Here is a 25,252-nt window from a genome sequence, read left to right as displayed (position 1 = left end):
GAGATCAGACCCGCAGCAGCGCGAGGGCCTGATGCGCGATGTTCAGGTCGACCGCAGCATCGTCGCCGTCGCCCAGATACCAGGCGGCCGACAGCCCGCACCAGGCCACTACCCATTGCAGCAGGCGGCGGCGCTCCAGGCCGGATTCATCCACCACGATCTGCAAGCGGCGTTCGAAGCAGCCGGGCACGGTGGCCACGGGTGGCACGGGGTCGGACAGGTCGGGGTTGCAGAAGATGTTGGCGTAGTCGAACGTGCGTTCGCCGGTCAGGCGCTTGGGGTCGATGACCAGCCAGCCGCGCTCGCCGAAATCCAGCACGTTGTCGTGATGCATATCGCCGTGCAGCACGGAGACGTCACGCGGGTCGTCCAACAGGGCGCGCGCGTAACGGGCGCTTTCGGCCAGGATGCCGCCGTGCGATTGCGCCATGGGCCAGAGATCGGTAAACCATCCCTCCAGGCCGCGCAGAGGGGGCAGCGGCTTGGCGCGTGGCGCGTGTAAATCGTTGAGCACGCCGCAAAGAATGCGCGTGGCTTCGTCGTCGCGGCCGGTGCGGGCATAGGCGGCGAGTGAGCGCGGGCCCATCGCGCGCTCAAGCAGGATGGCGTCGTCGTCGTGCGCCAGCACACGGGCCGCGCCGTGGCCGTCCCACCAGCGCATCAGCACGCCGCCTTGCCGTTCGTCTTCTTGCAAGGCGATCTTCAGCATGGCGGGCGCGCCCTGATGGATGACGGGCAGCAGCCGCGCCGCATGCGTCTCGATAGGCGCGCCGTCGGGCGTAAGGTTCCAGCGGGACAGGTAGGCGTCGAACATTGTGGGGACCATCGCTTAGCAATCCGAACAGCAATCCGAACAGGAATCCGAACCGGAATCCGAACCGGAATTCAAACCTGAACCCGAACTCGAACCGGAATCCAACGCCGCAGTCAGCGCCGCCGCCTTGCGCGCCAGCCTCGCCACGCCAAAGCTTGTGGCCAGTTCATGGCCTTCCAGATCGGCAAGCGGTATCCAGCGTGCGTCCCGCGCATCGTCGCCCGCCACGGGCTCGCCCGATTGCCAGCGGCACAGCACGGCGATCAGGATGAAATGCCGGCGTAATGCGCCCGCGTCGTCGCGGTCGAAGACGTCAACGGCGTCGAATACATGCAAGGGTTCGGCCACCACGCCGGTTTCTTCGAGCAATTCGCGCGCCGTCGCCGCTTCGATGCATTCACCGGCGTCAATCTTGCCGCCTGGAAATGCCCAGCAGTTTTCATCAGGCGGGTTGGCGCGGCGAACCAGCAGCACGTGGCCGTCTCGGATGACGGCGGCGATGGTGGCGGGAATGGGGCGAGCGGGGAGAGTGGTCATGAGGGCATCCAGCGGCAATGCGTGCAGTGTAGAACGCGGACGGGCAGGCGCCCGTCCGCGTGTCTATTGATGGCCCATGCTGATGCCGGGTGCCCATGCTCACTGCGGATGCTCAGTACCGAGCCTCCTTCCTGAGCCTCCGCTTACTTCTTCACCAGCGGGCAGGTCGACTTCGACAAGGGCATGAAGGCTTGATCGCCCGGCAAGGTCGCCACCAGCTTGTAGTAGTCCCACGGCCGTTTGGATTCTGACGGCTGCTTCACTTCAAACAGGTACATGTCGTGCACCATGCGGCCGTCTTCGCGGATGCGGCCGTTGGTGGCGAAGAAGTCGTTGATGGGCATGGCCTTCATCTGCTTCATTACGGCCTCCGGCGCATCGGTGCCCGCCGCCTGCACGGCCTTCAGGTAATGCATCACCGACGAATAGGTGCCCGCCTGGCTCATGTTGGGCATCTTCTTCAGCTTGTCGTAGTAGCGCTGCGACCAGGCGCGCGTCTGGTCGTTCATGTCCCAGTAGAAGGCTTCGGTCAGCGTCAGGCCGGCCGCCGCGTCCAGGCCGATGGCGTGGATGTCGTTGATATACAAGAGCAATCCCGCCATCTTCTGGCCGCCCTTGGTCAGGCCGAATTCGCTGGCGGCCTTGATGGCGTTGACCGTGTCGCCGCCGGCATTGGCCAGCCCTACGACCTGCGCCTTGCTGGCCTGGGCCTGCAACAGATAAGAGGCGAAGTCGCTGGAGCCCAACGGGTGGCGCGCCGCGCCCAGCACCGTGCCGCCATTGGCCTTGACGACCTCGGTGGCGGACGCCTGCAAGGTGTGGCCGAAGGCGTAGTCGGCGGTCAGGAAGTACCAGCTCTTGCCGCCTTTTTCGACGGTGGCGCGCGCGGTGGTGTTGGCCAGCGACCAGGTGTCGTAGGTGTAGTGCACGGAATAGGGCGAGCACAGGTCGTTGGTGATGCGTTCGGTGCCGGGGCCGCTGAAGACCACGATCTTCTTTTTTTCGCGGGCCACTTCCAGCACGGCCAGCGCGGGCGCCGAGCCTGCCACGTCCATGATGGCGTCGACTTTCTGCGTGTCGTACCATTCGCGCGCCTTGGCGGCGGCGATGTCGGCTTTGTTCTGGTGGTCAACCACCATCAGGTCAATCTTCTTGCCCAGCACCGTGCCGCCGAAATCTTCAATGGCCATCTGGGCGGCGGTGGCGCTGCCCTTGCCGGTGACGTCGGCGTACACGCCGCTCATGTCCAGGATCAGGCCGAGCCGGACGATGTCGTCAGAAATGGCGGCGGGCTGCTGCGCCCAGGCCGGTGCGGCGGCCGCCGCCGATAGGGCGGTGGCGGCGAACAAGCGGGTAATCGTGCTGCGGCAATGCATGGAAATCCGGGGCGTGTTGGCGTAAGCCATGGTTTGTCTCCTCTTGTGCCGGATCTGTCTGAAACTTGCTGGCGCTTCAATGGCGCTCTGGTTTGGGGGCGGGCCGCGCAAATGGACGTGGCGGTGGGGTGGGGCTCCTTGGGCGGTTGAACGAAGGGCGCGCGAATCAGCGATGGGCAAGCAGATCGAATTCCATCCGCACCTTGCGGAACGGGAATTCCAGCCGCGCGAAATACACCACGCGGCCGTCGATGCAGGCATAGCGGCGCAGCTCGGCCACGGGCGACGACACGGGAATTTGCAGAGACTCGGCGGATTCCTGGCCCGCTTCGATCACGTTCAGCACCTGACGCGCTTCGGTGATGCGCGCGCCGTAGAACTGATCCAGCACCGGGGCCACCGTGCTTTTCTGGATGCGGGTGCGATGCTTGCGGAACAGCCCGCTTTCCAGAAAGACTTCGCTGTAGCAGAAGGGGCCGGCGTCGGTCGTGTGTACGCGGCGCAGGTATTGGAACAGCCCGCTGCGGTCGGCCTCGCAAGGCATGCCCAGCGAGTCAGGCAGCGGAGAATCAGCGCTGGATTCCACCAGCGACACCGTGCCCAGCTGATTGCTCAGCTCGACGGTTTCGGCCCAGGTTTTTGGAATCAGCAAGGTTGGCGTTTCGGGCAGCTCGGCATTGACGAACGTGCCAGACCCGCGCGACCGCCGGATCAGGCCGTCTTGCTCCAGCAGGCCGAAGGCCTGGCGGATGGTCGCCCGCGAGATTCCATAGGTTTCCATCAGCGATTCCAGCGGCGGGATCTGCTGGCCCGGCCGCCAGGTGCGGTTCTGGATATGGCTGCGGAACAGCGCCGCCGCTTGCAGATAAAGCGGCTGGGGGCTGCGCGAGAAAAGCTTGCGGGCGGGCATGGTCAGGGGGCGGCCGGTGGGGAAAGATCCGAGAGCATAGCCTCCGCCATGTCGCGCAGGCGGTGTTTTTGAATCTTGACCGAGTTGGCGCTTTCCACGGACGGGAAGGCGTCCAGCACGGTAAAGCCCACGGGCGCCTTGAAACCGGCCATCGCCGCCTTGCACGCCGCCGTCCAGCCGGCGGGGTCGGCCGTGGCGCCGGCTTGCAGCAGCACAAACGCATACGGCACGATTTTGCCGTGGCGGGTGGCGCCCACCACCTGGCAGGCGCGCACGCCGGGCAGGGTTTCGACGACCTGCTCGATTTCCACGGGGTTCACCAGAAAGCCGGATAGCCGCAACGAATCGCCCATGCGCGTCTGGAAGACGAATTGGCGCGGGGTCAGCGTGTAGCCCAGGTCGCCTGTCTTGAAATAGCCGTCATCCGTGACCGCGTTGCGCGTGGCGTCGGGGTTGTCCAGATAACCCTGCATCAGGCTGGGCGACAAGATTTCGATTTCGCCCGATTGGCCGTGCGGCAGCACTTGCCCGGATTCAGGGTCGCGGGCGCGCACGCGGGCATCAGGATAAATCAGCGTGCCGCCGGGTTGATGGCGCGCCGACACGTCACCCTCTTGCGGGTCGCGCGGCTGGCCTGCCACCAGCGCGATCAGTTCGCTGGAACCGTACAGCCCCGTCAGCGGCACGCCCGCGTCGCGCGCCAAGTCCAGCATGTTGTCCAACGCGGGGGTGAAGCTGGCGAAGCCGAAGAGGCGCGCCGACGCAAACGTGCCGGGGGCTGCCGCCTGCATCATGCCCACCAGCGCTTCGTTGTTCGCATAGGTGTGCGTGACGGCGTAGCGGGCAACGGCCTGCGCGGATTCCGCCGCATTGAATACCGGCGCGCACACCACGGGCACGCCTTGCGCCAGCCCGCCCACCAGCGTCGCAAAGCCGAACGCCCCGCAGAACGGGGCGCTGGCCAGCACGCAGCTGTGGTCATCGTAGCCGAACGCCTGCACCACCGCCGCGCCATGACGCAGCAGCGTTTGCTGGTCGTGCAGCACAAACTTGGGCTTGGACGTGGTGCCCGACGTGGTGAAGCACAGCACGCCCGCGTTGCCATGCGGGGCGGGCGGCGGAGTTTGGGTGGCGAGCAAGTCTGCGTAGCGATGCGCCGGTTTGTCATGCAGGGTAGCCGGCGCATGTTCATCGTCAGCCCCCAGCGTGACGACGCCTTGCAAACGCGTCAGGTGTTCCGGGGCGACGCCGTCAAGAATCCCGGCGAAGTCGATGCCCTTGAAACCCGGCCAGAACACCAGCCAATCGGCCTGGCCGCGGCCAAGGATATCGGCCACTTCCAGCGCGCGAAAACGCGTGTTGACGGCCAGCACCAGCGCGCCCAGATGCGCGCAGGCCAGAAACGATTCCACCCAGGCCGCGCAGTTGGGCAGCCACACGGCCACGCGATGGCCGGGCTGCACGCCGATGCGTGCAAGCCCTGCCGCCAGGGCGCGGCTTTGTGCGCGCAGCTGTGTGGCGCTGATCCGCTGGTCTTGATCGATCAGCAGCGTGGCGTCGGGACGGCGGGCGGCAAGCGCGTCCAGGTGCGCGGAAAAAGTCGACGTGGGTGCGGTCATGGCTTACACCGTGGCAATCGGCGTTACCGGAGAACCCACCGCGCCGGGCATGCGCAAGGGCGGGGCGGTCAGCAGGAAGCGGTTGCGTCCCTGGGCGTGCAGCCAGTCGGCCAAGTCCTTCAAGTACCAGAGCTCGGCCAGCGGCACGCCGAGCTTGAACAGGCAGTGGTGGTGCAGCGGCAAGATCGAATGGCCGGGGCCGGACGTGCGCGCAGGGTAGGACTCCACGGCGTAGTTGTCGGCGCAGATGGCGGCGATGCCGCTGGCGGTGATCCAGTCCAGCAGGGCGGAGTCGGCGCCGTCCAGCACCGCGCCCGTCTGTTCCAGTTCGTGGGGATCGGGCTGGCCGTTCATGGCGACGACGCGCTCGGCGAAGCCTGTGCGCAGCACCAGCATGTCGCCGGGTTCGACGACGACGTTCTGGTCACGCATGGCGGCTTGCAGTTGTTCGTGGCCGACGAGCGTGCGGCCAGGGCCGAAGGCGCGCGCCAGATCCACCAGCACGCCGCGCCCTTGCATGCCTTTTTCGGCGTAGCGGCTGACGCTGAGCTTGCGCGCATACGAACCGCCGGGCGGGCAGCAGGCGTTGTCGGACGTGTCCGGGTCCACGCCGCCAAAGACGTCAACGCCCGCCGCAAAGCCGTTGTAGTAGACGCGGCGCGGCTCGCCGTCGCCTTGGATATCGAACATTGCGCCCACATGGCACAGGCCGTCCCACTGCGTGGAATATTGCATCGACAGCGTGACCTGATCGTCCGACAGCACGTCAACGGCCTCGGGCTGCACCTGCGACATCGCAAAGTTCAGGTAGGGCGTGCCTTCGCGGAACGTGGGTTTCAACGTAGGCGCATGACGGCGCGGGTTCAGCACGTTGCCGCCGGGCAGGTCCAACGGCAGCGACAGGCAGAACACCTTGCCCGCCTGCACTTCACGCACGCCCTGAAGCACCTTTTCTTCGGTCAGCAGGTTCAGCCTGCCGAGCTCGTCGTCCGGCCCGAAGTCGCCCCAGGTGGAACCTTCGGGGCGTTGCGTCCAGCGTTTCATCTCTTGTCTCCTGGTTATGTTCTATGTTTTTATAACTATAGTACGTATTTACGTACTTTGAAGTGCTTTGAATATTCCGCAGGTTGGAATTTTCCCCGATGTTGCCGAGTTGTACCCACAAGACTTAAGAAGAAATCCGCAGTCAGCGGATTCAAGAGGAGACAGATTCATGACCCAAGCCGTACCCCCGCGCGCCGGGTGGCGCAGCGTTGCCGTGGCCGCGTTGGCCACGCTGGCGCTGCCCGTCATTCACTCCGCCGCGCATGCCGCCGGCTACCCCGAGCACCCCGTCACGGTCGTCGTGCCGTATCCGCCCGGAGGCGGGGCCGACATCTTTGGCCGCGCCATCGCCAACGCGCTGCAACCGGGCTTGAAGCAAACCGTGCTGGTTGAAAACAAGCCCGGCGCGGGCGGCAATATCGGCATGGCCTACGTGGCGCGCGCCAAGCCGGACGGCTACACGCTGGGCTTGGGCACCATCGGCACGCAGACCATCAACCAGTTTCTGTACAGCAACATGACGTTCGACCCGGAGCGTGATCTGGTGCCGATTGCGCTGGTGTCCACCACGCCGAACGTGATCGCCGTCAGCGCAAAGTCGCCGTACAAAACCGTGGCCGATGTCATCAAGGCCGCCAAGCAATCGCCCGACAAGAAGCTGACTTACGCATCGCCCGGCATTGGCTCGTCGGTGCATTTGACGGGCGCGTACTTCGAGTCGATGGCGGGCGTGACGATGCTGCACGTGCCGTTCAAGGGCACGTCTGCCTCATTGCCTGCTGTGGCGGGCGGGCAGGTGGATCTGTTGTTCGACAACCTGCCGGGCGCGCTGGCGCAGATCAAGGACGGCAACCTGGTGCGCGGCGTGGCGGTAACGTCAGGCGCCCGCGACCCGTCGGTGCCCAATCTGCCCACCGTGGCGGAATCCGGCTTGCCCGGCTTTGACGTCACCGCCTGGTTCGCGTTGTACGCGCCGCGCAATACGCCGGCGCCGGTTGTCCAACAGCTGATCGACGCGGCACGCAGCGGTCTGCAAAGCCAGGCCATCGCCACGAACTTCGCCACCATGGGCGCGAAACCCGGTACGCTTTTCGGCGCCGACCTGGCCGCCTTCGAATCCGCCGAGCGCAAGAAGTGGGGCGGGCTCATCAAAGACAAAGGAATCACCGCGCAATGACAACCCCCATCGCACTGGTTACCGGCGGCAGCCGGGGCATCGGGCGCGCCATTGTGGCGCGCCTGCTCAAGGACGGCTATCACGTCGTCAACTTCAGCCGCCGCGCGCCTGATGACACGCTGCCGGGCGAAACCTTCCGCTCGGTTGACCTGGGCGATGCCGCCGCAACGCGCGCCGCCGCAACGGAACTTGCGGCCGAGCGCCCCGTGCTGCATCTGGTGAACAACGCCGGCATGATTCAGGTGGCCGATATTGAAGACGTCACTGAAGCCGACCTGCTGCGCACGATGGCGCTGAACATCACCGCGCCGGTGTTGCTGATGCAGGCCTTGCTGCCGGGCATGCGGCAGGCGGGCTACGGACGCGTCGTCAACATCGGCAGCCGCGCGGCGTTAGGCAAAGGCGGGCGTTCGGTGTACGGCGCATCCAAGGCGGGCTTGGCGGGCATGACGCGCACCTGGGCGCTGGAACTGGCCGCCCACGGCATCACGGTGAACACCGTAGCGCCAGGCCCCATCGCCACGGAACTGTTCAATCAGTCCAACCCGCCGGGCGCGCCCAAGACGCGCGCGCTGGAAGCGTCCATTCCCGTGGGCCGTGTCGGAACGCCGGACGAAGTGGCCCACAGCGTCGCCATGTTCCTGGACAAGCAGGCGGGCTTCATCACGGGGCAATTGCTGTACGTGTGCGGCGGAATGTCGGTGGGGCTGGCCGGGTAGGCCTGGCGGGGTAGGCGTGGCGGGGTAGGCGTGGCGGGGTAGAGGCGGCGGGGTAGAGGCGGCGGGGTAGAAGCCGCGAGGTAGAAGCCGCGGGGTAGAGGCCGCGAGGCAGAAGCCGCGGGGGCGCGGCTTGCTGCGGTTTACTTCGGCTTCCAGTGGCGCCCGTCGGTGGACCGGAACACGCCGCCCGTTGCGCAGCAGCCGCCCGCGCCCATCGCCATTTCACCGATCTCGGCTTCCACGGTGTTGCCCTTGCGGGTCAGCGATTGGCGCTGGCACGCCATGAACGACGGGTAGAACTCGGGTTCCAGCACGATCGTCCAGCGGCGCGCGCCGGTCGAAGATTCCGGGTCCGCCTCGTTCAGATAGACGTCGCAGTCGTGGACGATCAAATGCACGGGCTGCCCGTTGAGATCCCCCTTGAACTCGCGATGGGGAGCCAGGTCTTGAAACAGCTTTTGCTCCAGCGTCAGCTTTGGCTTGGAAGGCGTATCGTCGCAGGCGGTCAGCAGCGTCAGCGTCAGCAAGGCGGCCGCAACAGCGGTCCAGCGGGCAAGGCATTCGCGGTGATTCGGTAGCGTCATTGGGGTGGCCTGTTGGGTACCGGCCCCACGTGATGTTGGACCGTTTTTTTCGACATCTTACCGGTGCTCTGTAGCGCGCTGGCGCGTTCTTCTCGCAGCCGCCGCAAGACTTCCGTGGGCGCCACGCCAAAGTGCACCGCAAATTTGCGTTGGAAGGTGCGGCGCGACATATGGCAGGCGTCGGCCATGTCGTCCACGGACCAGCGGGCCGACAAGTGCGCTTCGATTTTTTCCACCAGATCGCGAAAGGGCGCCGCCACACGGTCTTGCAGGCGCAGGCTTTGGCTGTATTGGCGCTGGTCGCCATCGCGGCGCATGAAGACGACCAGCCGCCGCGCCACCTGCTGCGATAGCGCGCCGCCATGGTCACGTTCAATCAGCGCCAGCGCCAGGTCGATGCCGGCGGTCACCCCCGCCGACGTCCAGTACTTGCCGCTTTCAATGAAGATGCGGTCGTCTTCCACGCGCAGCGCCGGGTACAGCTGGCGCAGCCGGTCGGCCGACCGCCAGTGCGTGGTGACGGCGCGGCCATTGAGAAGATCGCAGGCGGCCAACAGAAAGGCACCCGTGCAAACGCTGCACGTGCGCGGCGTCGTTGCATCCCGGCGGCGCAGCCAGGCGCGCGTTTCCGCGTGCGCGCTGGCGCGGTCCACGCCGGGGCCGCCCGGCACCAGCAGCATGTCGATGGGCGTATCGCCATCGGCCTCGAATGTGTTGTCTGCCTGCATGCGCAAGCCCTGTTCCCAGGTGCTGACGACAGGCGTGGCGGCGATGGTGCTCAACTGATACAGCACGCGTCCGGCTTCTTCGTTGGCCGAGCTGAACGCCTGCCACGGGCCCGCCAGATCCAGCGGCTGGAAACCGTCGTACAACACGAACACCACGCGCTGAGGCGCGCGTTCTGGCGCAATCTCTGCATTTTTTGGCACACGCGGCCGGGCGCGTCCGCCTATGCTGGGCGTTGGCGTTCTTGAGGGAGCATCGTCATGCATGTGAATATTCTCTTGTTCGAAGGGCTGACCCAGCTGGATATGACCGGCCCCTACGAGGTCCTGGCGAATGCGCCGGGGTTTACCGTGGATTTTGTCTCAAAAAGCCTGGACCCGGTACGTTGCGATCGCGGCCTGAAATTTTTGCCGACCCAGACGCTGGCATCCGCCACGCAATGCGATCTGCTGGTGGTGCCGGGCGGGCCGGGCACGGATGATGCCATCGTTGACGCCGATTGGGTGGCGTTCACCCGGCAGCAAGGCCTGGCGGCGCAATATCTGTTTGGTATTTGCACGGGTTCTCTGCTGCTGGGCGCGGCCGGCCTGCTGCGCGGCAAGCGGGCGTCCAGCCATTGGCGTGCGCGCGAATTGCTGTCGCGCTTTGGCGCGATTCCTACCGACGAACGCTTGTGCGTGGACGGCAACACCTACACCGCGGGCGGGGTGACGTCAGGCATCGACATGGGCTTGAAGGTGGTGGCGGCGCTGTGCGGCGATGACGTCGCCAAGCTGATCCAGTTGCAGATCGAGTACGACCCGAAGCCGCCGTTTCCGGGCGGCACGCCCGCGACGTCTGAACCCGCTATCGTCGAGCGCTATCTGGCCATGTCGCAGGCGCGTTTTGACCGCCGCGCGGCGTTGGTGGACCGGGCGGCGGCGACTATGCCGTAACCCGCCACGAGGTGCGGCGCGGGCTACTTGCCCAGATGGTCCAGCGGCAGCGGGCTTTGCCGCTTGACCGTCTGAATGGCGAAGTTGCTGCGGATGTCTTTCACGCCGGTCAGCTTCAACAGCGTGCCCAGCAGAAAGCGCTCGTAGCCGCGCAGGTCCGGCACCACCACTTGCAGCAGAAAGTCAGACTCGCCCGACACCAGATGCGCCGCGATGACTTCGGGCAGGGCGCTGACCTCTTTGCGGAACTGTTCGGCGTCGCGTTCGTGGTGCCGTTCCACCTTCACGCCGACGAACACGGTCAGGCCCAGACCCACTTCGTCTGGCGCCAGCCGCGCTTCGTATCCCTGAATCACCCCCGCTTCTTCCAGCATGCGCACGCGCCGCAGGCAGGGTGAGGGCGACAAGCCAATCTGCTCGGCCAGCTCCACATTGGTCAGGCGGCCATTCTGTTGCAATGCTTCCAGAATGCGGCGGTCGTAAGCGTCCAGTTCATGTTTTGGCATGGAATTAGGAAAAGTGTTTTTCTGCTAGTGGATTATGCCAATCATCATAATTCCATTGGCATGAATCGCAAGCACATGCCAGCCCGATTTTCCTAGAATGACCGCCTTGAAGAGCATGCGTGGGAGCGCGGATATGGCCGATATGGCGTTGTTTCTTGGGGCCTTGCTGATTGTGTACGTGGTGCCCGGGCCGGACATGATCCTGTTGCTGGAAACCGGCGTCCTGCGCGGGCGCGGGCAAGCGCTGGCGGTCGCGGTGGGGCTGGCGATTGCGCGTGCCGCGCATGTGACCTTGGCGGCGCTGGGTTTGGCGGCCTTGTTCAAAACCCATCCCTGGGCCTTCGACGCTGCGCGCACGGTAGGCGGCTGCTATCTGGTGTGGTTGGGGGTGAAGTTGTTGCGCGCGAAGCCGGTGGCGCTTGACGCGACGGGCCAGCCGGCGGCGGGCGGCAAGGGGCTGGGCGGCGCGTTGCTCAGCGGCGTGCTGACCAACGTGCTCAACCCCAAGGCCTTGCTGTTTTGCTCGGTGCTGCTGCCGCAATTCGTGTCGCCTGCGCACGGGTCCATCGGACAACAATTTGCCGTGCTGGGCGTCATCCTGGTCAGCCTGGGGCTGACGTTCGACGTGATCTGCGCGTTGGCAGGCGGGGCAGTGGGGCGCTGGATGTCAGCCAGCCCCCGCGCTCAGAAAGTGCAAAGCGTGATCTTCGGCACGGCGCTGATCGGCTTCGGCTTACGCCTGACGTTGGCGCAGCGCCCGGCGTGATGCCGGGCGCTGTATGGCGAACGGGTTTTGGCAGAGCCTATTTGCCAAAACCTATTTGCCGGCCGCGATCTGCCACCCCTTAGATCTGCCACCCCTTACTTACCGAACGCAAACTCACCGGCGTCCACGTCTTCGTCTTCAGCGGGAGGCGGCGTGGCGCCGTCTTGCAACATCTCGGCTGCCGTCATGCCCTTGGTCAGTTCCAGCGCCTGCCGTTCAAACAGGCGCCGATACAGGCCGCCCTTCAAACGGACCAGCACGTCGTGGCTGCCTTCTTCGATGATGCGGCCGCGGTCCATCACCAGCAGACGGTCCAACGCGCGCACGGTGGACAGCCGGTGCGCCACCACCAGCGTCGTGCGGCCCACCATCAGACGGTCCATGGCCTGCTGGATCAGCACTTCGCTTTCGCTATCCAGGCTGGACGTGGCTTCGTCCAGAATCAGGATGGGTGAGTCCGCCAGGAACGCCCGCGCAATCGCCACGCGCTGGCGTTCACCGCCCGACAGCTTCACACCGCGTTCACCCACCAGCGTGTCGTAACCCTTGGGCAGCGACATGATGAACTCGTGCGCGCTGGCCAGCCGCGCCGCCTGCTCGATCTCGGCTTGTGTGGCGCCGGGCCGGCCGTAGGCAATGTTCTCGGCCAGCGTGCGGTGAAACAGCACCGGGTCCTGCTGCACGATGGCGATCTGGCTGCGCAACGATGCCTGCTTCACCTGGGCGATGTCCTGCCCATCGATGGTGATGCGGCCGTCGTTCACGTCATACAGGCGCTGAATCAGCTTGATGAACGTGGTCTTGCCCGAGCCCGAATGCCCCACCAGCCCGACGCGTTCGCCCGGCGCAATGCGCGCGGAGAATTTGTCGTACAGCGCGGTGTTGTGCGAGCCATAGCGGAATGTCACGTCCTCGAAACGGATTTCGCCTGCGGTGACGTGAATGGCGCCTGCGCCCGCGCGGTCAGCCACGCCCAGCGGCTGGCGTTCCATCGCGACCAGTTCTTCCATGTCGTTGACCGAGCGTTGCAGGTTGCGAATGTGCATGCCCACGTCACGCAGATAGCCTTGCAGCACGAAGAACATCGTCAACGTGAACGTGATGTCGCCCACCGTTGCCTGGTTGCGCGACCACAGCAGCAGCGACGCGCCCAGAATGGCGGCCTGCATCGCCACCAGCATCGCACCCTGAATGCCGCCGTTCAGCGTGGCGCGCACCCAGGTGCGGCGCGTGCGGTTGCGCCACTTGTTCACCACGCGATCCAGCCGCGCTTCTTCACGGTTTTCAGCGCCAAAGGCCTTGACCACCGCATTGCAGCTGACGGCGTCAGCCAGCGCGCCGCCCATGCGCGTGTCCCACGCGTTGCCCAGGCGCGCGGCGGGCGCGACAAACCCCAGCGACAACGCGGCGGTGACGGCGATGTACAACACCGAACCCAGGCCCACCACCAGCCCCATCAGCGGCCAATGCGCACCCAGCAAGGCGGTGGCGCCCACCAGCATCACAACGGATGGCAGCAGCGCAATCAGCAGCGTGTCGTTCAGGATGTCCACGGCCCACATGCCGCGCGTAATCTTGCGCACCGTCGAACCGGCGAAGCTGTTGGCATGCCAGTCCGTGGAGAAGCGCTGCACGCGATGAAACGCGTTGGACACGATGCCGTTCATCATCTTCAACGTGAAGGTGATGATGTTCTGGAACACGGCCTGGCGCAGCAGCGTGCCGCCCACGCCCAGCGCCACCAGCAGCCAGAAGGCGGTGATGGCGGCGCTCCAGGCCAGCTCGTTGCCGGATGAGCCAGAGGCCACGGCGTCGACCAGTTTGCCGGCGTACATCGGCGTCAGGATATCGGCCACAGCCGACAGCAGCGCCAGCAGCACGATGACAAGCGTGCGCCAGGGTTGCAGGCCCCAGTGCCGGAAGGTAAAGCCCAGAACATCCTTAAAGGCCTGTCCTCGAAAGTCGATTTTTTTTCTAGCCATAACAATGGCCTGGCGGCACAAGACACGCCAGGATGTCCTTGTGATGAAAGAGGGATAACAAGCCATGCGCCGAATGGGCACAGGCGACTGCGTTCAGGTTTTTGGAACAGGCACGGAGGACCAGTCGCTAGGTAACGGTCTAGCGATGGGTCCGCGCGGGCGACGACTTAGTGGCGTCGCGGGGACACGCGCGGGACGGCGTTCGGCATGGGGTGAATCATCATGCAGCCTCCCTGACGGTGAGTTGAGTGGACGAAAAGAAATGGGCACACGCCCGAATTGCTGATTCTATAGAAATGAGTTATGGGAATCAACGGGGCCAGAATGCGGATCGGGTCTGCTGTGGGTTTTTTTCAACGATCAATGTTCCAGGGTCAGCCAGAGCATCGGAGCATCTGCAAAAAAAACCCGCCTCCTGATCCAGGGTGCGGGTTTTTTGCGTCAGGGCCGGAGCACGCCTGTTGCGGATTCCGTCATTCCTTCTTGTACGCCAGGTAGTCCAGATGGATTCCGATATGGTCGGCGATGTAGCGGGCGTCGTGCCAAACCCCCCAGATGAACGAGGAACTTCGGTTGGTGAGGTTGGGCAGGCCGAGGAAGTAGATTCCTTTTTCGGCGGAGATGCCGCGCTTGTGGATGGGGTAGCCGTTTTGGTCAAACGTGTCGACGTCGATCCAGCTGAAGTCGACCTTGAAGCCGGTTGCCCACAGGATGGTCTTGATGCCGGCCTCGGCCAGATTCAGGCTTAGGGTGGGATACGTCAGGCACTCCGGATCGGGCAGCAGTTTCCAGGCATCCGGCTCGGGCGGAAGGTCCAGGCCATTCTGCTCGATGTAGGCGTCGGCTTCGCGCAGAACTTCGAAGTAGTCGGCATCGCCCTGGGCGACATCGCGGCCAAGGTTGTCGGCGAAGTGCAGCACCCCGTTTTCATACGACGTCGTGATGCCGACCAACTGGATGCCGTCGTGGGCAAGGCGCCGGAAGTCGATGGTCTTGCCGTTCTCGTAGCCGCTCACGGCGAAGGCGACGTGTTCGCGCTTGGGCTTTTTCTTCACTTCGTCCCACATGCCCAGCGCGCCCAGCCACCAGCAGTAGTCGCGTCCGCGGTAGGAGCGGGGCGGCCGGTAGTGTTCGCCCACGGACAGGTAGACGGTGCGGCCGGCCTGGCGGAGTTCTTCGGCGATCTGCGAGCCGGAGGCGCCCGCGCCGACGACGAGCACGGCGCCGTCGGCCAATTGCCCCGGGTTCTTGTAGGCCGAGGAATGAAGCTGCTGGATGCCGGCGCTTTCCGGCACGATTTTCGGATAGGTGGGGATCTGGAAGGGGCCGGTTGCGGCGACCACGTGCTGGGCTTCGATGGTGCCCGCGGAGGTGGTGACGGTGAAGCCCGGGCGCTTGTCGTTGCGCTGCACGCGCAGGACTTCGACGCCGGTGCGCACGGGCGCATTGAGCATCTTCGCGTAGTCTTCAAAGTACTGGGCCATGCGCTCCTTGGGCGGGAAGATATCAGGCCCGACGTCATCGAACTTCAAACCCGGAAAGCGGTCGTGCCAGGCGGGGCCGTTGGCCACCAGCGAGTCCCAGCGTTCGGAGCGCCAGCGTTCGGCGATCCGTTTGCGTTCGAGCACGATGTGCGCAACGCCCATCGCGCCGAGGTGCTCGCTCATTGCGATGCCGGCCTGGCCGGCGCCGATCACCAGCGTGTTGGTTTTTTCAATTGACATGTGAAGATCCTAAGGAATACCGAGACCCTGGTGCGTCTCGTGGCTGACACGACGATCCGATTGGCACGCAGTGTGACCCCGAAGCCTCAACTTGATAACTTCGTTTTTCGGACGGCTGACTTAGGAAAAAGCAAAGGTGTGGGTTTGCCCCGGGCGGCACACGCCATTGCGCTTGCGCCGTCATGATTTCTTTTTTCCGATGGCCCCCATCAGCATCGGCAATGCACTGGAAATAGGGCTTTACCGTATTCTTGACTGCACCAGAACGCTGGCGCCGCAGCACTTGCGTGCCATGCGGCCACCGCCTGTTTTTCCCGGAATTCTCGCGCCGGGAAACTGATCTTCAGTGAGTGCAGCAGCCATGCCGAATAGTCCCTATTCCTCCGATAGCTCCAGCGCGGTCAGCCTGGAGGGAGTGGTCAAGAAATATCGCGGTCACGCGGTGCTTCAACAGGTGTCCCTGAAGATCGAGCGCGGGGAGTTCCTGACGCTGCTGGGCCCGTCGGGCTGCGGCAAGACCACCTTGCTGAACCTGATCGCGGGATTTGCCGACGCGGACAACGGCGAGATCTTCATCGACGGCACGCCCGTCACGGCGCTGCCGCCGTATCAGCGCCAGATCGGCATCGTGTTCCAGAACTACGCGCTGTTCCCGCACATGACCGTAGAGCGCAATATCGCGTACGGCCTGCGGATGCGGCGCGTGCCGGCCGCCGAGATCGAGCGGCGGGTGCGTGAAGCCATGGCGCTCGTCAAGCTGGATGGCTTGGGCGAGCGCAAGCCGCGCGAGCTGTCCGGCGGCCAGCAGCAGCGCGTGGCGCTGGCGCGCGCGTTGGTGATCCGTCCTAAGGTCCTGTTGCTCGACGAGCCATTTTCCGCGCTGGACAAAAGCCTGCGCGGCGCCATGCAGGTGGAAATCCGCGATATCCAGCGCAGGCTGGGCGTGACGACGATCTTCGTCACGCATGACCAGGGCGAAGCCCTCAGCATGTCGGATCGCATCGCCGTGATGAACCAGGGCGTGATCCGGCAAGTCGCCACGCCGGACGAGCTATACCGCAATCCGCAGGACCCGTTCGTGGCATCGTTCCTGGGCGACGTCAACATCCTGCCCGCGCACTATCACGGCACCAGCGCGGAAACCATCCAGCTGCGCCTGGGCGCGGGGCTGACGCATATCCCCCGCCAGCGCTTGGTGGGCGGGTCGCACGAGGGCCACCGGCTTGATCTTTATGTCCGGCCTGAACATATCAAGCTGGAAGCGCTGCATAGCGGATCGGTCCTGAGCGGCACGGTCGTCAACCACGTGTTCCAGGGCGATCACGTGGATTTGTACCTGGATGTGCACATTCCTGTGGAAGGGCGCCAGCACGTCATGGTGCGCACCTTCGACCTGAACTGCCTGCATGAATGGCCCGTGGGCGCCGTGGCGGGGCTTGCCTTGCCCGGCCACGGGGTCAGTGTCTTCAACGCGCCGTCCTGAATACGGCTTCACGCGATGCCCCTTCCTGGCGGCCGCGCCTGCGCAGCCGCCGAGTTTCCATTCGTCTGCGAGGCACAGTGCCATGAATCAAATCCCCACTGAAATGCAAGCCATCATCGCCCGCGAGCCGGGCGACGCCACAGTGTTGACGCTGGCCGGCAGGCCAGTCCCGGCGCCGGGTCCCGGTGAAGTGTTGTTGCGCGTGCATTCGGCCGGCATCAACCGGCCCGACATCATGCAGCGCCAGGGCGTGAGCAAGCCGGCGCCGGGCGTGACCGACGTGCTGGGGCTGGAAGCTTGCGGCGAGGTCGCGGCGTGCGGACCCGGCGTGCCGGATTCCTTGCTTGGGCAACGTCTCATGAGCCTGCTTGCGGGCGGCGGCTATGCGCCGTGGTGCGTGGCGCGCGTGGATCATTCCCTGGCAGTGCCCAAGGCGCTGGACGACGCGCAGGCAAGCGCACTGCCGGAAGGCCTGTTCACCGTCTGGCATAACCTGTTCGAACTGGGCCGCCTGCGCATGGGTGAGACCGTGCTGATCCATGGCGGGGGAGGCGGCATCGGCACGCTGGCCATCCAGATGGCGCATGCCGCTGGCGCGCGGGTCATCGCCACGGACGGCGAACGCGATCGCTTGGATGCCCTGCGCGAACTCGGCGCCGACGAGGTGATCTGCTTTCATGACACGGATTTCGTGGAAGCCTGCGCGGCGTTCACGCAGGGCCGTGGCGTGGACGTCGTGCTGGATATCGTTGGCGGCGATTATGTGCGGCGCAATCTGCAGGCGCTGGCCTTCGGCGGGCGGCACGTGAGTCTTTCATTTCTGCAGGGGTCGGCCGTCAACATCGAACTGCTGACCCTGATGCAAAAGCAGTTGAGCTTGCACTCATCGACCATGCGTCCGCAAACCGATGCCGAGAAGGCTCGGATGGCGGTCGCGCTCAGGCGCCATGTGCTGCCGTTGGTGGCTGCGGGCCGCGTCCGGCCCAGGATGGCGCAAAGCCTGCCCCTGGCCGACGCCGTGCGCGCGCATCAGTTGCTGGAAAGCGGCAAGGTGTTCGGCAAGCTGGTCCTCAAACCCTGACAAACGGAGAACGGATTGAAACTTCTCTATGCCCCGACGTCCCCCTTCGTGCGCAAGGTCATGGTGTGCGCGCACTTGACCGGCCAGGCTAAACAGATTGAATGGCTGGCCAGCGCTGCACATCCGGTGAATCGCGACACGCGCATCGCCGCCCACAATCCGCTGGCCAAGGTGCCCACCCTGATCCTGCCGGACGGCAGAGCGCTTTACGACAGCTGCGTGATCTGCGAATACCTGGCCGAGGCCGCCGGCGATACGCAATTGTTTCCGGCGGGTCCGGCCCGCTGGGTGGCGTTGACGCGGCAGGCCCTGGGCGACGGCCTGCTGGATGCCGCCTTGCTGGCGCGCTACGAGCACACGGCCCGGCCGGCCGAGATCCAGTGGCCGCAATGGCGCGAGGCGCAGCTCGTCAAAGTCCAAGCCTGCCTGGCGGACATCGAGTCGCAGGCAGACGACCTGCCGCGAACGCATCCCAGCATCGGTGACCTGACCCTCGCTTGCGCCTTGGGGTATCTGGATTTCCGCTTTCCCGAATTGGACTGGCGCACGGCGCATCCGCGCGCCGCCGCGTGGTTCTCCGTATTCAACGACTTGCCTGCCATGCAGGCGACCCTTCCTCACGAAGCCTGAGACTGCCTCCATGACGACGCCAAGCGCCACCCCTRCATCTTCCACGGTCTGGTTTCTGAACGGGCCGAACGCCAATCTCTACGGACTGGACGCCAACAAGACTTATGGCTCCGACAGTTTTCCCGTGTTGCAGCAGCGCTGCGAAAGCAAGGCCGCCTCGCTAGGCATCCAGTTGAACTTCGTTCAGTCCAACCATGAAGGGCAGTTGGTCGACTGGATTCAGGAAGCGCGTGGCGCCGCGCAGGGCATCATCATCAACGCGGCCGGCCTGACCTATTCGTCGGTGCCGATCCTTGATGCCTTGTTATCCTTTCCGGGCAGAATCATCGAAGTCCACATGAGCAACATCTGGCGGCGGGAAGCGTTCCGCCATCATTCCTATATTTCCAAGGCCGCGGATGGCGTCATCGCGGGGCTGGGCGGCGATGGCTATGAGCTTGCCATCGAGGCCATGTCCCGCCTGATCCACCGCGGCGCCTGAGGCAGACCGGCCATGCACGCATCCTCCCGCCCCGCCGTATCGGGTGCAATGATCTTCTATAGCGATTTCGACGACTACACGGCCTGGCGCGACGCCATGCAGGCGTGCCTGCCGGACTTGCGTGTGGTGCACGCCAACGACGCGCACGATCCGGCCGACATTCATTACGCGCTGATCTGGAAGGCGCCGTCGGGCTTCTTCAACCGCATGAAAAACCTGCGCCTTATCGTGAATCTGGGCGCAGGGGTGGATTCGATTGTCGGCCGCGAAGACCTGCCCGCCGAGGTACCCATCACCCGTATCACCGATCCCAATATGGCGCGCATGATGGCGGGCTATGTGCTGTTTGCCGCCCTGCGGTATGCGCGTGACATTCCTTATTTCGAAGCGGCGCAGCGGCGGGGCGAATGGGCCTATCGCCATCCGCGCTCGCCGGAGGCGGTGCGGGTGGCGGTGCTGGGCCTGGGCGAACTGGGCGCCTATGCGGCGCGCGAACTGTCCCGCCAGGGGCTGAACGTGCTGGGCTGGTCGCGCAGCCCGCGCAACATCGAAGGCATCGAATGCCACGCTGGCATGGCGTCGCTGGATACCGTGCTGTCGTGCGCCGACATCCTGGTGGTGATGCTTCCGCTCACGCCGCAAACGCGCGGCCTGTTGAACCGTGAACGTCTGCAACGCCTGCCGCGTGGCGCGGCCCTGATCAATGTGGCCCGGGGCGCGCTGGTGGACCAGGCCGCCCTGACCGACCTGCTGAGTAGCGGCCATCTGGGCGGCGCGACGCTGGACGTCTTCGAGCGCGAACCCCTGCCGCCTGGCGACCCGCTCTGGGCCATGGAAAACGTGCTGATCACGCCTCACCTGGCATCGGTCGCCATTCCGGCATCCGCTGCCGGACAGATCGCCGACAACGTGCTGCGTGTCAGCCAAGGCTTGCCGCCCGTCAATCGCGTCGATGCCGCGCGCGGCTATTAAGCGGCGCCGCCCTGGCCCACGGGCCAGGGCATGTTGACCGGCTCTAGTGGTTGTCCTCGATATTGAGAATCCGGCCCAGCCCGAGGAAGCGGTTCGCGAAGATCAGCAGGCTGGCCGTCACCACGATATACACCACCGACAACGCGGCGAGCGTCGGGTCGGCGAACTCGCGCACATAGTTGTACATCGTCACGGGAAGGGTCTGCGTGCTCTGCGTGGTCACGAACAGCGACGCGGTGAATTCGCTGAACGACATGATGGCCGCGAACAGCCAGCCGCCTAACAAGCCGGGCGCGAGCAAGGGCACGGTGATGGTGCACAGGACCCGAACCGGCGACGCGCCCAGGCTGGCGGCGCTTTGCTCCAGGCGCTCGTCCAGGTTCTCCATCGAGACATAGACGCTGCGCAACACGAAAGGCAAAACAAGAATGACGTGGCACAGGATCACGATGCCGTAGCCACGATCAATGTTCAGCTGCGCCACCAGAATCAACAAGCCCAGTCCCACCGTGAAGTGCGGGATCACCAGCGGCGAGAGCAGAATCGCCTGCAGGATGTTCTTGCCGGGAAACGCCATGCGCTTGACGGCAATGGCCAGGCCGGTGCCGATCACCAGCGCCAGCAACGACGACCAGAATGTGACGACCACGCTGGCGCGAAAGCCGTCGCGGAAGTCGGAGTAGGTGAAAACACGCTCGAACCACCGCCAGGACCACGCCTGTGGCGGAAACGTGAGCAAGGCTTTTTCATTGAAGGAAGCCAGCACCACCACCACGACGGGCAGCAGCACGAAGGCCAGGATAAGCGTGATCAGCACGGGCGCGCCGATGCGCAGCCATAGGGGCAGGGATTTACGAAGACCCATGTCAATGTCCTCCAATGACTTTGAGACGGCGCGTGACGCGGCCAAGCAGCATCAGCGCGATCGCCGTCAGGCCCAGGCCCATGACGCTCAGGCTGGCCGCCAGGGGAAAGTTCATGGACGAGAATCCCAGCTGGTAGACCAATGTGGAAACCGTTGGAACGCGGCCTCCGCCAATCATTTGCGGCGTGGCGAAGGCGCTGAACGTCCAGGCGAATGAGGTCGTGATGCTGGCCAGGATGCCCGGCATCGATAGCGGAAGCGTGATGGTCAGGAACGTGCGGACCGGCCCCGCGCCCAGACTTTCGGCGGCTTTCTCATAGTCGCGGTCGATGTGTGAAATGGCGGTGGCCAGCATCAGCACGACCACCGGAACGGTAACGTGCACCAGCGCCACCAATACGCCAAGATGACTGAACATCAACGCACGCGGCGTATCGATCACGCCTAGCTTGAGCAGCATCGAATTGATGAAACCCGTACTGCCCAGCACGATGATCCACGAATAGGTGCGCACGATCTCACCCAGAAAGAGCGGCGTGATGGAGACGATCAGGATGAAAGACTTGATGTAGCGGTTTCGCACCCTGACCAGCGCATACGCCAATGGGTACGCGACGAGCAAGGAGAAGACCGTGGTTTCCACGCTCAGGCGCAAGGTGTTCACAAAGGCATCGACGTAAATCTGCTTGCCCATGCCCGAGAAGTTCGAGAGCGTCAGGCCGCCGACATCCAGCGACCCTGGAATGAAAGTGCGCAAGCTGTACTGCAGCACGGCCGCCATGGCGACGCAGATGCATAGCGCGATGAAGCTGGCCGGGGATATCAGCCATCCTCTCAGGGTGGAACGCGCATCCATGTTGGACCCATCCTTCGTATAGGGTGAAAGCGTGGCGGCGCCGCGGCCGGCAAGGCCGCGAGGCTGCGGGGCTGCGGTAGCGGCAATCAGTTCATGATGTTTTCGGTAAACCACTTGCGCCATTCAGCGGTCTTTTCGGCGCGCAGCTTGTCATCGATGACGATGGCCTGCGTATCCCATTGCTGCTTGGTCGTGAAAACGCCCGGCAGCGCGGCGTCTTCGGGTGAGACCTTGGCGTCGTCGATGACGGGGCTGGCTTTCTTGGCGGCCACGATCTTGGCCTGCACGTCTGGCGACAGCGCGATGTTCATGAACTTGTGCGCCAGGTCGGACTTGGCGGTGCCTTTCATGATGCCCATGGTGTCCACCCCCAGCACCGCGCCTTCCTTGGGCATCGCCACCTTGATCGGCACGCCTTGGCCGATCATGTAATAGGCGTTCATGGACAGCACGATCTGCACGGGCGTCTCGCCGGCAGCGATCAGTTGCTGGCTGTTGGCATCGTTGGTGTAGAAGGCCTTGAAGTTGGGTTTCAGGGCCTTGAGTTTGTCCTGGCCCTTTTCCCAGGTGCTCGCGTCGCCGCCCGAGAGCAACGCCGACACGTCGATGATATGGCTGGGGTCGAAATCGGGCGCGGACAGCTTGCCTTTCAGTGCCGGGTTCCAAAGATCGTTCCAGCTGTTGAAGGTGATGCCGGCGGGAACCAGATCGGGGCGATAGCCGATGGTGTACACATACGCCCAGCTGCCGATATGGTACGGGCTGATCTTGGCGCGATCGACCAGGTGCGAGTAATTGGGAATTTTGCTCAGGTCCAGCTTCTCGTACAGGCCGCCATTGACGTAGAGCCAGCCGATGTGCGATGTCGTGAACGTGATGTCGCTTTCCGGCTTGGTGGCGAGCTTGGCCTTGTTCAGGCGGTCGATGGTGCCGCCCGTGATGTACTTCACCGGCACCCCTGTCTGCCGCGTGAACTCCTTGCCGATGGTCTCATCGATAAGGTCCCGGAAGCTGCCGCCCCAGGTGCTCACCACCAGGGCATCCTGCGCGTGCGCCGTGCCAGTGAGGGCCGCGCCGGCCAGCATGCCCGCGCCAATGAGTTTCTTGATCATGACATCCCCTTGTCTATGTTGTGAACTACAAAACCTGCTCTAGGAAATTCTTCAGGCGTTCGTTTCTGGGCGAGGCAAAGAACTGTTCGGTGGGCGCGGTTTCGATGATCTCGCCGCGCTCCATGAACACACAGCGGTCGGCCACCCGGCGGGCGAAGCCGATCTCGTGGGTGACGCAGATCATGGTGATGCCGGTCTGGGCCAGGTCTTCCATGATGCGCAGCACGGAACCCACCGATTCCGGATCGAGCGCCGATGTGGGCTCGTCAAAGAGCATGATGCGCGGGCGCAGGCAGAGCGCGCGCGCGATGGCCACGCGCTGCTGCTGCCCGCCGGAAAGCTGGATCGGATACTTGCCGGCCTGTTCGGTCACATTGACCTTGGCGAGGTACTCCCGTGCCGTCTGTTCGGCTTCGCTGGCCGGCGTCTTCAAGGCGATCTTCAGCGCGAAGGTGCAGTTTTCCAGCACCGTCATGTGCGGAAAGAGATTGAAGCTCTGGAACACCATGCCCAGCTGGCGCCGAACCTGCTCCACGCTTTCCGGGCTGCGGGTCAGGGCGGTGCCATTGACGTGGATATCGCCCGAATCATGCTGTTCCAGATGGTTGATGCAGCGGATCAGCGACGACTTCCCGGACCCCGAAGGCCCGCACAGGATGACGATTTCGCCGCTGGCTACCTCAAGGTGAATATCGCGCAAGGCGTGGAACGACCCGTAGAACTTGTTCAACCCCGAGATGGATACCGCGGGCGCGCAGTCAGCGCGGACGGAGGACAACGGCGGCGTGATGCTGGACAGGATGGCAGTCATGATGGTTCGCGCTCTGATAGACGGTCGGCCGGACGGTTCAGACTCTGACGAGATAGCGGTTCAACCTGCGATCCGCGATCGAGAATCCAAGACGTATGCAGTTGGTGATGCACCAGTAGATGGCCGCCGCCGTGATCAGCGGCGTGAACGGGTCATAGGTGTAGTCGAACACCGTGTTGGCGGCCGCGGTCAGGTCAACCAGCGTGATGGCGCTGACGGCCGCCGTGCTCTTCACCATGATGAGCAACTCATTCTGATAGGCGCGCAGCACATAGCGCGCGACCAGCGGGAGCCGCAAGCGGAACAGGATTTGGGCGGGCTTCAGGCCCAGGGTCTGCGCGGCTTCGATCGTGCCCTTGGGAATTGCCGCCAGCCCGCCGCGGATGATCTCCGCCATGAAGCCCGAGTGCGTCATCGACAGACCCAGCCAGGCGCAGACATAAGCGCTGGAAAAAATGTTCCACAGAAAGGTGTCGCGCACGAAAGAGAACTGCGGCAGTCCGCTATAGATCAGATACAGCAACACCAGGCTGGGCACCCCGCGGAAAAACCCGATGTAGCTGCTGGCGAAGAGGGCGCGCGGGCCTGGCCGGAAGCTTGCCAGGGCAACCGGCAGCGCCAGCAGGAGGCCGATGACCAGCACCGGCAGCAGCACCGCGAACGTTGTGCCGGCGCCGGCCAGCAGTTTGGGCAGGCTCTCCCAGGCCACCTGGAAATCAAAGTGCATGAGAGGCTCCCTGAGTCACGACGGGATGAAAGCCGCGCGCGGCCCACGTTTCAACGCGGCGGGCCACGAAGTAGGTCAGCCAGGTCATCATGAGAAAGAAGCACGCCGCCAGCATGTAATAGACGAAGGGTTCCTTGGTCACGCCAGAGGCGAGCTTGGCGTAGGCCATGATTTCCTTCAGGCCGATCAACGAAATGAGCGCCGTATCCTTGAGTACGACGATCCACATATTGGTCATGCCGGGCAAGGCTAGGCGCAGCATCTGCGGCAGGATGACCTTCAGCCAGATGGCGCTGCGCGGCACCAGCAGCACGCGCGCGGCTTCGAACTGCCCGTGGGGCACGTTCTGGATTGCGCTGCGTATCAAGTCGGCCAGGTAGGCGCCGTACACCATGCCCAGCGCCGCCACCGCCGCCATGAAAGGCGTGATCTCGATACCCTGGCCAATGCCGAACGGCGAGAGCAAGCCGGCGACGATCTGCGAGCCGCCGTAATAGAACAGGAAGCCCACCAGCAGCGAAGGCACGCCCGTGAAGATGGACGCATACGGGAGCCAGATGATTCTGGCCAGCAGCGTTGGCCGTAGTGTGATCAGGGCAAAGAACGTCCCGATCGCAAGCGCCAGCAGATAGGCGCAGACGGCGACCTGGATCGTCATCATCGCGCCGGTCGCGAGTTGCTGCACGAAACCCATCGAAGGCATGAGGTATTCCTAAAGCCTGTTCACATTGAAAGGCGCCTTGCACAGACCTTGGCAAGCGTATGAAACATGCCGCCTGGTCCGCCGGCCTCGTGCCGGGCGGCTCAGGCAGGGC

General features: G+C 64.3%; 25 protein-coding genes and 1 pseudogene. 9 read left to right on the top strand and 17 right to left on the bottom strand.

What is annotated here, in order from left to right; translation table 11 throughout:
- Nucleotides 1-4: 4 nt before the first annotated feature.
- From AC1DB0_RS12355 to AC1DB0_RS12330, 6 genes and pseudogenes are all read right to left on the bottom strand, one after another.
- Nucleotides 5-814, bottom strand: a complete 810-nt coding sequence (locus AC1DB0_RS12355; RefSeq protein ID WP_427947307.1) for an aminoglycoside phosphotransferase family protein — start codon at nt 812-814, stop codon at nt 5-7.
- A 105-nt stretch (nt 815-919) separates the two neighbouring features.
- Nucleotides 920-1,351 (bottom strand): annotated as a pseudogene (locus tag AC1DB0_RS12350) (NUDIX hydrolase); the annotation flags it as partial.
- A 143-nt stretch (nt 1,352-1,494) separates the two neighbouring features.
- Nucleotides 1,495-2,757, bottom strand: coding sequence for an ABC transporter substrate-binding protein (locus AC1DB0_RS12345; protein WP_175169936.1), 1,263 nt, complete (start codon nt 2,755-2,757; stop codon nt 1,495-1,497).
- 136 nt (nt 2,758-2,893) lie between these two features.
- Complete coding sequence (locus AC1DB0_RS12340) at nt 2,894-3,637, bottom strand: GntR family transcriptional regulator (RefSeq protein ID WP_342067753.1); 744 nt, start codon at nt 3,635-3,637, stop codon at nt 2,894-2,896.
- A 2-nt stretch (nt 3,638-3,639) separates the two neighbouring features.
- Nucleotides 3,640-5,256, bottom strand: coding sequence for an AMP-binding protein (locus AC1DB0_RS12335; RefSeq protein ID WP_175169938.1), 1,617 nt, complete (start codon nt 5,254-5,256; stop codon nt 3,640-3,642).
- Nucleotides 5,257-5,259: 3 nt separating this feature from the next.
- Nucleotides 5,260-6,300 carry a cyclase family protein gene (locus AC1DB0_RS12330; protein ID WP_054426240.1) on the bottom strand — a complete coding sequence of 347 codons (1,041 nt, stop codon included), beginning with the start codon at nt 6,298-6,300 and terminating at the stop codon, nt 5,260-5,262.
- A 169-nt stretch (nt 6,301-6,469) separates the two neighbouring features.
- On the opposite strand from AC1DB0_RS12330, the gene AC1DB0_RS12325 reads away from it, so the two are divergent.
- Nucleotides 6,470-7,477, top strand: coding sequence for a Bug family tripartite tricarboxylate transporter substrate binding protein (locus AC1DB0_RS12325; RefSeq protein ID WP_441371191.1), 1,008 nt, complete (start codon nt 6,470-6,472; stop codon nt 7,475-7,477).
- Nucleotides 7,474-8,196: an SDR family oxidoreductase gene (locus AC1DB0_RS12320; RefSeq protein ID WP_175169939.1), complete on the top strand. Its 723-nt coding sequence runs from the start codon at nt 7,474-7,476 to the stop codon at nt 8,194-8,196. Before AC1DB0_RS12325 ends, AC1DB0_RS12320 begins: the two co-directional genes overlap by 4 nt.
- Nucleotides 8,197-8,336: 140 nt before the next feature.
- Here the strand turns inward: AC1DB0_RS12320 and AC1DB0_RS12315 are convergent, their stop codons facing one another.
- Together AC1DB0_RS12315 and AC1DB0_RS12310 are read right to left on the bottom strand one after the other, a co-directional pair.
- The gene (locus AC1DB0_RS12315) at nt 8,337-8,780 is read right to left on the bottom strand and encodes a hypothetical protein (RefSeq protein WP_254600555.1); all 444 of its coding nucleotides are present in this window, start codon (nt 8,778-8,780) and stop codon (nt 8,337-8,339) included.
- Complete coding sequence (locus AC1DB0_RS12310) at nt 8,777-9,664, bottom strand: GlxA family transcriptional regulator (protein WP_447982883.1); 888 nt, start codon at nt 9,662-9,664, stop codon at nt 8,777-8,779. Before AC1DB0_RS12310 ends, AC1DB0_RS12315 begins: the two co-directional genes overlap by 4 nt.
- A 102-nt stretch (nt 9,665-9,766) precedes the next feature.
- On the opposite strand from AC1DB0_RS12310, the gene AC1DB0_RS12305 reads away from it, so the two are divergent.
- Nucleotides 9,767-10,441, top strand: coding sequence for a DJ-1/PfpI family protein (locus AC1DB0_RS12305; protein ID WP_175169940.1), 675 nt, complete (start codon nt 9,767-9,769; stop codon nt 10,439-10,441).
- Between the two features lie 23 nt (nt 10,442-10,464).
- Here AC1DB0_RS12305 and AC1DB0_RS12300 read toward each other — a convergent pair whose 3' ends face one another.
- On the bottom strand, nt 10,465-10,947 hold the full coding sequence (locus tag AC1DB0_RS12300; protein ID WP_175169941.1) for an Lrp/AsnC family transcriptional regulator: 483 nt from the start codon (nt 10,945-10,947) through the stop codon (nt 10,465-10,467).
- A 142-nt stretch (nt 10,948-11,089) separates the two neighbouring features.
- On the opposite strand from AC1DB0_RS12300, the gene AC1DB0_RS12295 reads away from it, so the two are divergent.
- Nucleotides 11,090-11,713, top strand: a complete 624-nt coding sequence (locus AC1DB0_RS12295; RefSeq protein WP_245636414.1) for a LysE family translocator — start codon at nt 11,090-11,092, stop codon at nt 11,711-11,713.
- Between the two features lie 95 nt (nt 11,714-11,808).
- Here the strand turns inward: AC1DB0_RS12295 and AC1DB0_RS12290 are convergent, their stop codons facing one another.
- Together AC1DB0_RS12290 and AC1DB0_RS12285 are read right to left on the bottom strand one after the other, a co-directional pair.
- Nucleotides 11,809-13,695, bottom strand: a complete 1,887-nt coding sequence (locus AC1DB0_RS12290) for an ABC transporter ATP-binding protein (RefSeq protein WP_476756965.1) — start codon at nt 13,693-13,695, stop codon at nt 11,809-11,811.
- A gap of 473 nt (nt 13,696-14,168) precedes the next feature.
- On the bottom strand, nt 14,169-15,419 hold the full coding sequence (locus tag AC1DB0_RS12285; RefSeq protein ID WP_054426225.1) for a flavin-containing monooxygenase: 1,251 nt from the start codon (nt 15,417-15,419) through the stop codon (nt 14,169-14,171).
- Nucleotides 15,420-15,780: 361 nt separating this feature from the next.
- Between AC1DB0_RS12285 and AC1DB0_RS12280 the strand changes: the two genes are divergently transcribed.
- The 5 genes from AC1DB0_RS12280 to AC1DB0_RS12260 all read left to right on the top strand — a co-directional run bounded on the left by AC1DB0_RS12280 (nt 15,781) and on the right by AC1DB0_RS12260 (nt 20,066).
- Nucleotides 15,781-16,902, top strand: coding sequence for an ABC transporter ATP-binding protein (locus AC1DB0_RS12280; protein ID WP_175169944.1), 1,122 nt, complete (start codon nt 15,781-15,783; stop codon nt 16,900-16,902).
- A gap of 82 nt (nt 16,903-16,984) precedes the next feature.
- On the top strand, nt 16,985-17,983 hold the full coding sequence (locus AC1DB0_RS12275; protein ID WP_476756964.1) for an NAD(P)H-quinone oxidoreductase: 999 nt from the start codon (nt 16,985-16,987) through the stop codon (nt 17,981-17,983).
- Between the two features lie 15 nt (nt 17,984-17,998).
- Nucleotides 17,999-18,613: a glutathione S-transferase gene (locus AC1DB0_RS12270; protein WP_476756963.1), complete on the top strand. Its 615-nt coding sequence runs from the start codon at nt 17,999-18,001 to the stop codon at nt 18,611-18,613.
- Nucleotides 18,614-18,623: 10 nt separating this feature from the next.
- Nucleotides 18,624-19,094 carry a type II 3-dehydroquinate dehydratase gene (locus tag AC1DB0_RS12265; protein ID WP_476758672.1) on the top strand — a complete coding sequence of 157 codons (471 nt, stop codon included), beginning with the start codon at nt 18,624-18,626 and terminating at the stop codon, nt 19,092-19,094.
- Between the two features lie 12 nt (nt 19,095-19,106).
- On the top strand, nt 19,107-20,066 hold the full coding sequence (locus AC1DB0_RS12260; RefSeq protein WP_346553079.1) for a 2-hydroxyacid dehydrogenase: 960 nt from the start codon (nt 19,107-19,109) through the stop codon (nt 20,064-20,066).
- 43 nt (nt 20,067-20,109) lie between these two features.
- On the opposite strand, the gene AC1DB0_RS12255 is transcribed toward AC1DB0_RS12260, so the two are convergent.
- The 6 genes from AC1DB0_RS12255 to AC1DB0_RS12230 form a co-directional block, all read right to left on the bottom strand.
- Nucleotides 20,110-20,931 (bottom strand): ABC transporter permease, encoded by an 822-nt coding sequence (locus AC1DB0_RS12255; RefSeq protein WP_476756961.1) that lies wholly within the window; start codon nt 20,929-20,931, stop codon nt 20,110-20,112.
- A 1-nt stretch (nt 20,932) separates the two neighbouring features.
- Nucleotides 20,933-21,787, bottom strand: a complete 855-nt coding sequence (locus tag AC1DB0_RS12250) for an ABC transporter permease (protein WP_476756960.1) — start codon at nt 21,785-21,787, stop codon at nt 20,933-20,935.
- An 86-nt stretch (nt 21,788-21,873) separates the two neighbouring features.
- Nucleotides 21,874-22,899 carry an ABC transporter substrate-binding protein gene (locus AC1DB0_RS12245; protein ID WP_054426213.1) on the bottom strand — a complete coding sequence of 342 codons (1,026 nt, stop codon included), beginning with the start codon at nt 22,897-22,899 and terminating at the stop codon, nt 21,874-21,876.
- A gap of 25 nt (nt 22,900-22,924) precedes the next feature.
- A complete protein-coding gene (locus AC1DB0_RS12240; protein WP_054426211.1) occupies nt 22,925-23,710 on the bottom strand; it encodes an amino acid ABC transporter ATP-binding protein in 786 nt (261 codons plus the stop codon).
- 37 nt (nt 23,711-23,747) lie between these two features.
- Nucleotides 23,748-24,437 carry an ABC transporter permease gene (locus AC1DB0_RS12235; RefSeq protein WP_054426209.1) on the bottom strand — a complete coding sequence of 230 codons (690 nt, stop codon included), beginning with the start codon at nt 24,435-24,437 and terminating at the stop codon, nt 23,748-23,750.
- Nucleotides 24,427-25,140, bottom strand: a complete 714-nt coding sequence (locus AC1DB0_RS12230; RefSeq protein ID WP_476756959.1) for an ABC transporter permease — start codon at nt 25,138-25,140, stop codon at nt 24,427-24,429. Before AC1DB0_RS12230 ends, AC1DB0_RS12235 begins: the two co-directional genes overlap by 11 nt.
- Between the last annotated feature and the right edge of the window lie 112 nt (nt 25,141-25,252).

The sequence above is a fragment of the Achromobacter sp. 10T422 genome, assembly GCF_056394065.1.
The sequence above is the reverse complement of the archived record's forward strand: the minus strand, read 5'-3'. Positions and strand labels throughout refer to the sequence as shown.

What these genes read in the sequence shown, in the direction of transcription:
- AC1DB0_RS12355 (WP_427947307.1), bottom strand. Translation starts at nt 814, where the DNA reads ATGTTCGACGCCTACCTGTCCCGCTGGAACCTTACGCCCGACGGCGCG.
- AC1DB0_RS12345 (WP_175169936.1), bottom strand. Translation starts at nt 2,757, where the DNA reads ATGGCTTACGCCAACACGCCCCGGATTTCCATGCATTGCCGCAGCACG.
- AC1DB0_RS12340 (WP_342067753.1), bottom strand. Translation starts at nt 3,637, where the DNA reads ATGCCCGCCCGCAAGCTTTTCTCGCGCAGCCCCCAGCCGCTTTATCTG.
- AC1DB0_RS12335 (WP_175169938.1), bottom strand. Translation starts at nt 5,256, where the DNA reads ATGACCGCACCCACGTCGACTTTTTCCGCGCACCTGGACGCGCTTGCC.
- AC1DB0_RS12330 (WP_054426240.1), bottom strand. Translation starts at nt 6,300, where the DNA reads ATGAAACGCTGGACGCAACGCCCCGAAGGTTCCACCTGGGGCGACTTC.
- AC1DB0_RS12325 (WP_441371191.1), top strand. Translation starts at nt 6,470, where the DNA reads ATGACCCAAGCCGTACCCCCGCGCGCCGGGTGGCGCAGCGTTGCCGTG.
- AC1DB0_RS12320 (WP_175169939.1), top strand. Translation starts at nt 7,474, where the DNA reads ATGACAACCCCCATCGCACTGGTTACCGGCGGCAGCCGGGGCATCGGG.
- AC1DB0_RS12315 (WP_254600555.1), bottom strand. Translation starts at nt 8,780, where the DNA reads ATGACGCTACCGAATCACCGCGAATGCCTTGCCCGCTGGACCGCTGTT.
- AC1DB0_RS12305 (WP_175169940.1), top strand. Translation starts at nt 9,767, where the DNA reads ATGCATGTGAATATTCTCTTGTTCGAAGGGCTGACCCAGCTGGATATG.
- AC1DB0_RS12300 (WP_175169941.1), bottom strand. Translation starts at nt 10,947, where the DNA reads ATGCCAAAACATGAACTGGACGCTTACGACCGCCGCATTCTGGAAGCA.
- AC1DB0_RS12295 (WP_245636414.1), top strand. Translation starts at nt 11,090, where the DNA reads ATGGCGTTGTTTCTTGGGGCCTTGCTGATTGTGTACGTGGTGCCCGGG.
- AC1DB0_RS12290 (WP_476756965.1), bottom strand. Translation starts at nt 13,695, where the DNA reads ATGGCTAGAAAAAAAATCGACTTTCGAGGACAGGCCTTTAAGGATGTT.
- AC1DB0_RS12285 (WP_054426225.1), bottom strand. Translation starts at nt 15,419, where the DNA reads ATGTCAATTGAAAAAACCAACACGCTGGTGATCGGCGCCGGCCAGGCC.
- AC1DB0_RS12280 (WP_175169944.1), top strand. Translation starts at nt 15,781, where the DNA reads ATGCCGAATAGTCCCTATTCCTCCGATAGCTCCAGCGCGGTCAGCCTG.
- AC1DB0_RS12275 (WP_476756964.1), top strand. Translation starts at nt 16,985, where the DNA reads ATGAATCAAATCCCCACTGAAATGCAAGCCATCATCGCCCGCGAGCCG.
- AC1DB0_RS12260 (WP_346553079.1), top strand. Translation starts at nt 19,107, where the DNA reads ATGCACGCATCCTCCCGCCCCGCCGTATCGGGTGCAATGATCTTCTAT.
- AC1DB0_RS12255 (WP_476756961.1), bottom strand. Translation starts at nt 20,931, where the DNA reads ATGGGTCTTCGTAAATCCCTGCCCCTATGGCTGCGCATCGGCGCGCCC.
- AC1DB0_RS12250 (WP_476756960.1), bottom strand. Translation starts at nt 21,787, where the DNA reads ATGGATGCGCGTTCCACCCTGAGAGGATGGCTGATATCCCCGGCCAGC.
- AC1DB0_RS12245 (WP_054426213.1), bottom strand. Translation starts at nt 22,899, where the DNA reads ATGATCAAGAAACTCATTGGCGCGGGCATGCTGGCCGGCGCGGCCCTC.
- AC1DB0_RS12240 (WP_054426211.1), bottom strand. Translation starts at nt 23,710, where the DNA reads ATGACTGCCATCCTGTCCAGCATCACGCCGCCGTTGTCCTCCGTCCGC.
- AC1DB0_RS12235 (WP_054426209.1), bottom strand. Translation starts at nt 24,437, where the DNA reads ATGCACTTTGATTTCCAGGTGGCCTGGGAGAGCCTGCCCAAACTGCTG.
- AC1DB0_RS12230 (WP_476756959.1), bottom strand. Translation starts at nt 25,140, where the DNA reads ATGCCTTCGATGGGTTTCGTGCAGCAACTCGCGACCGGCGCGATGATG.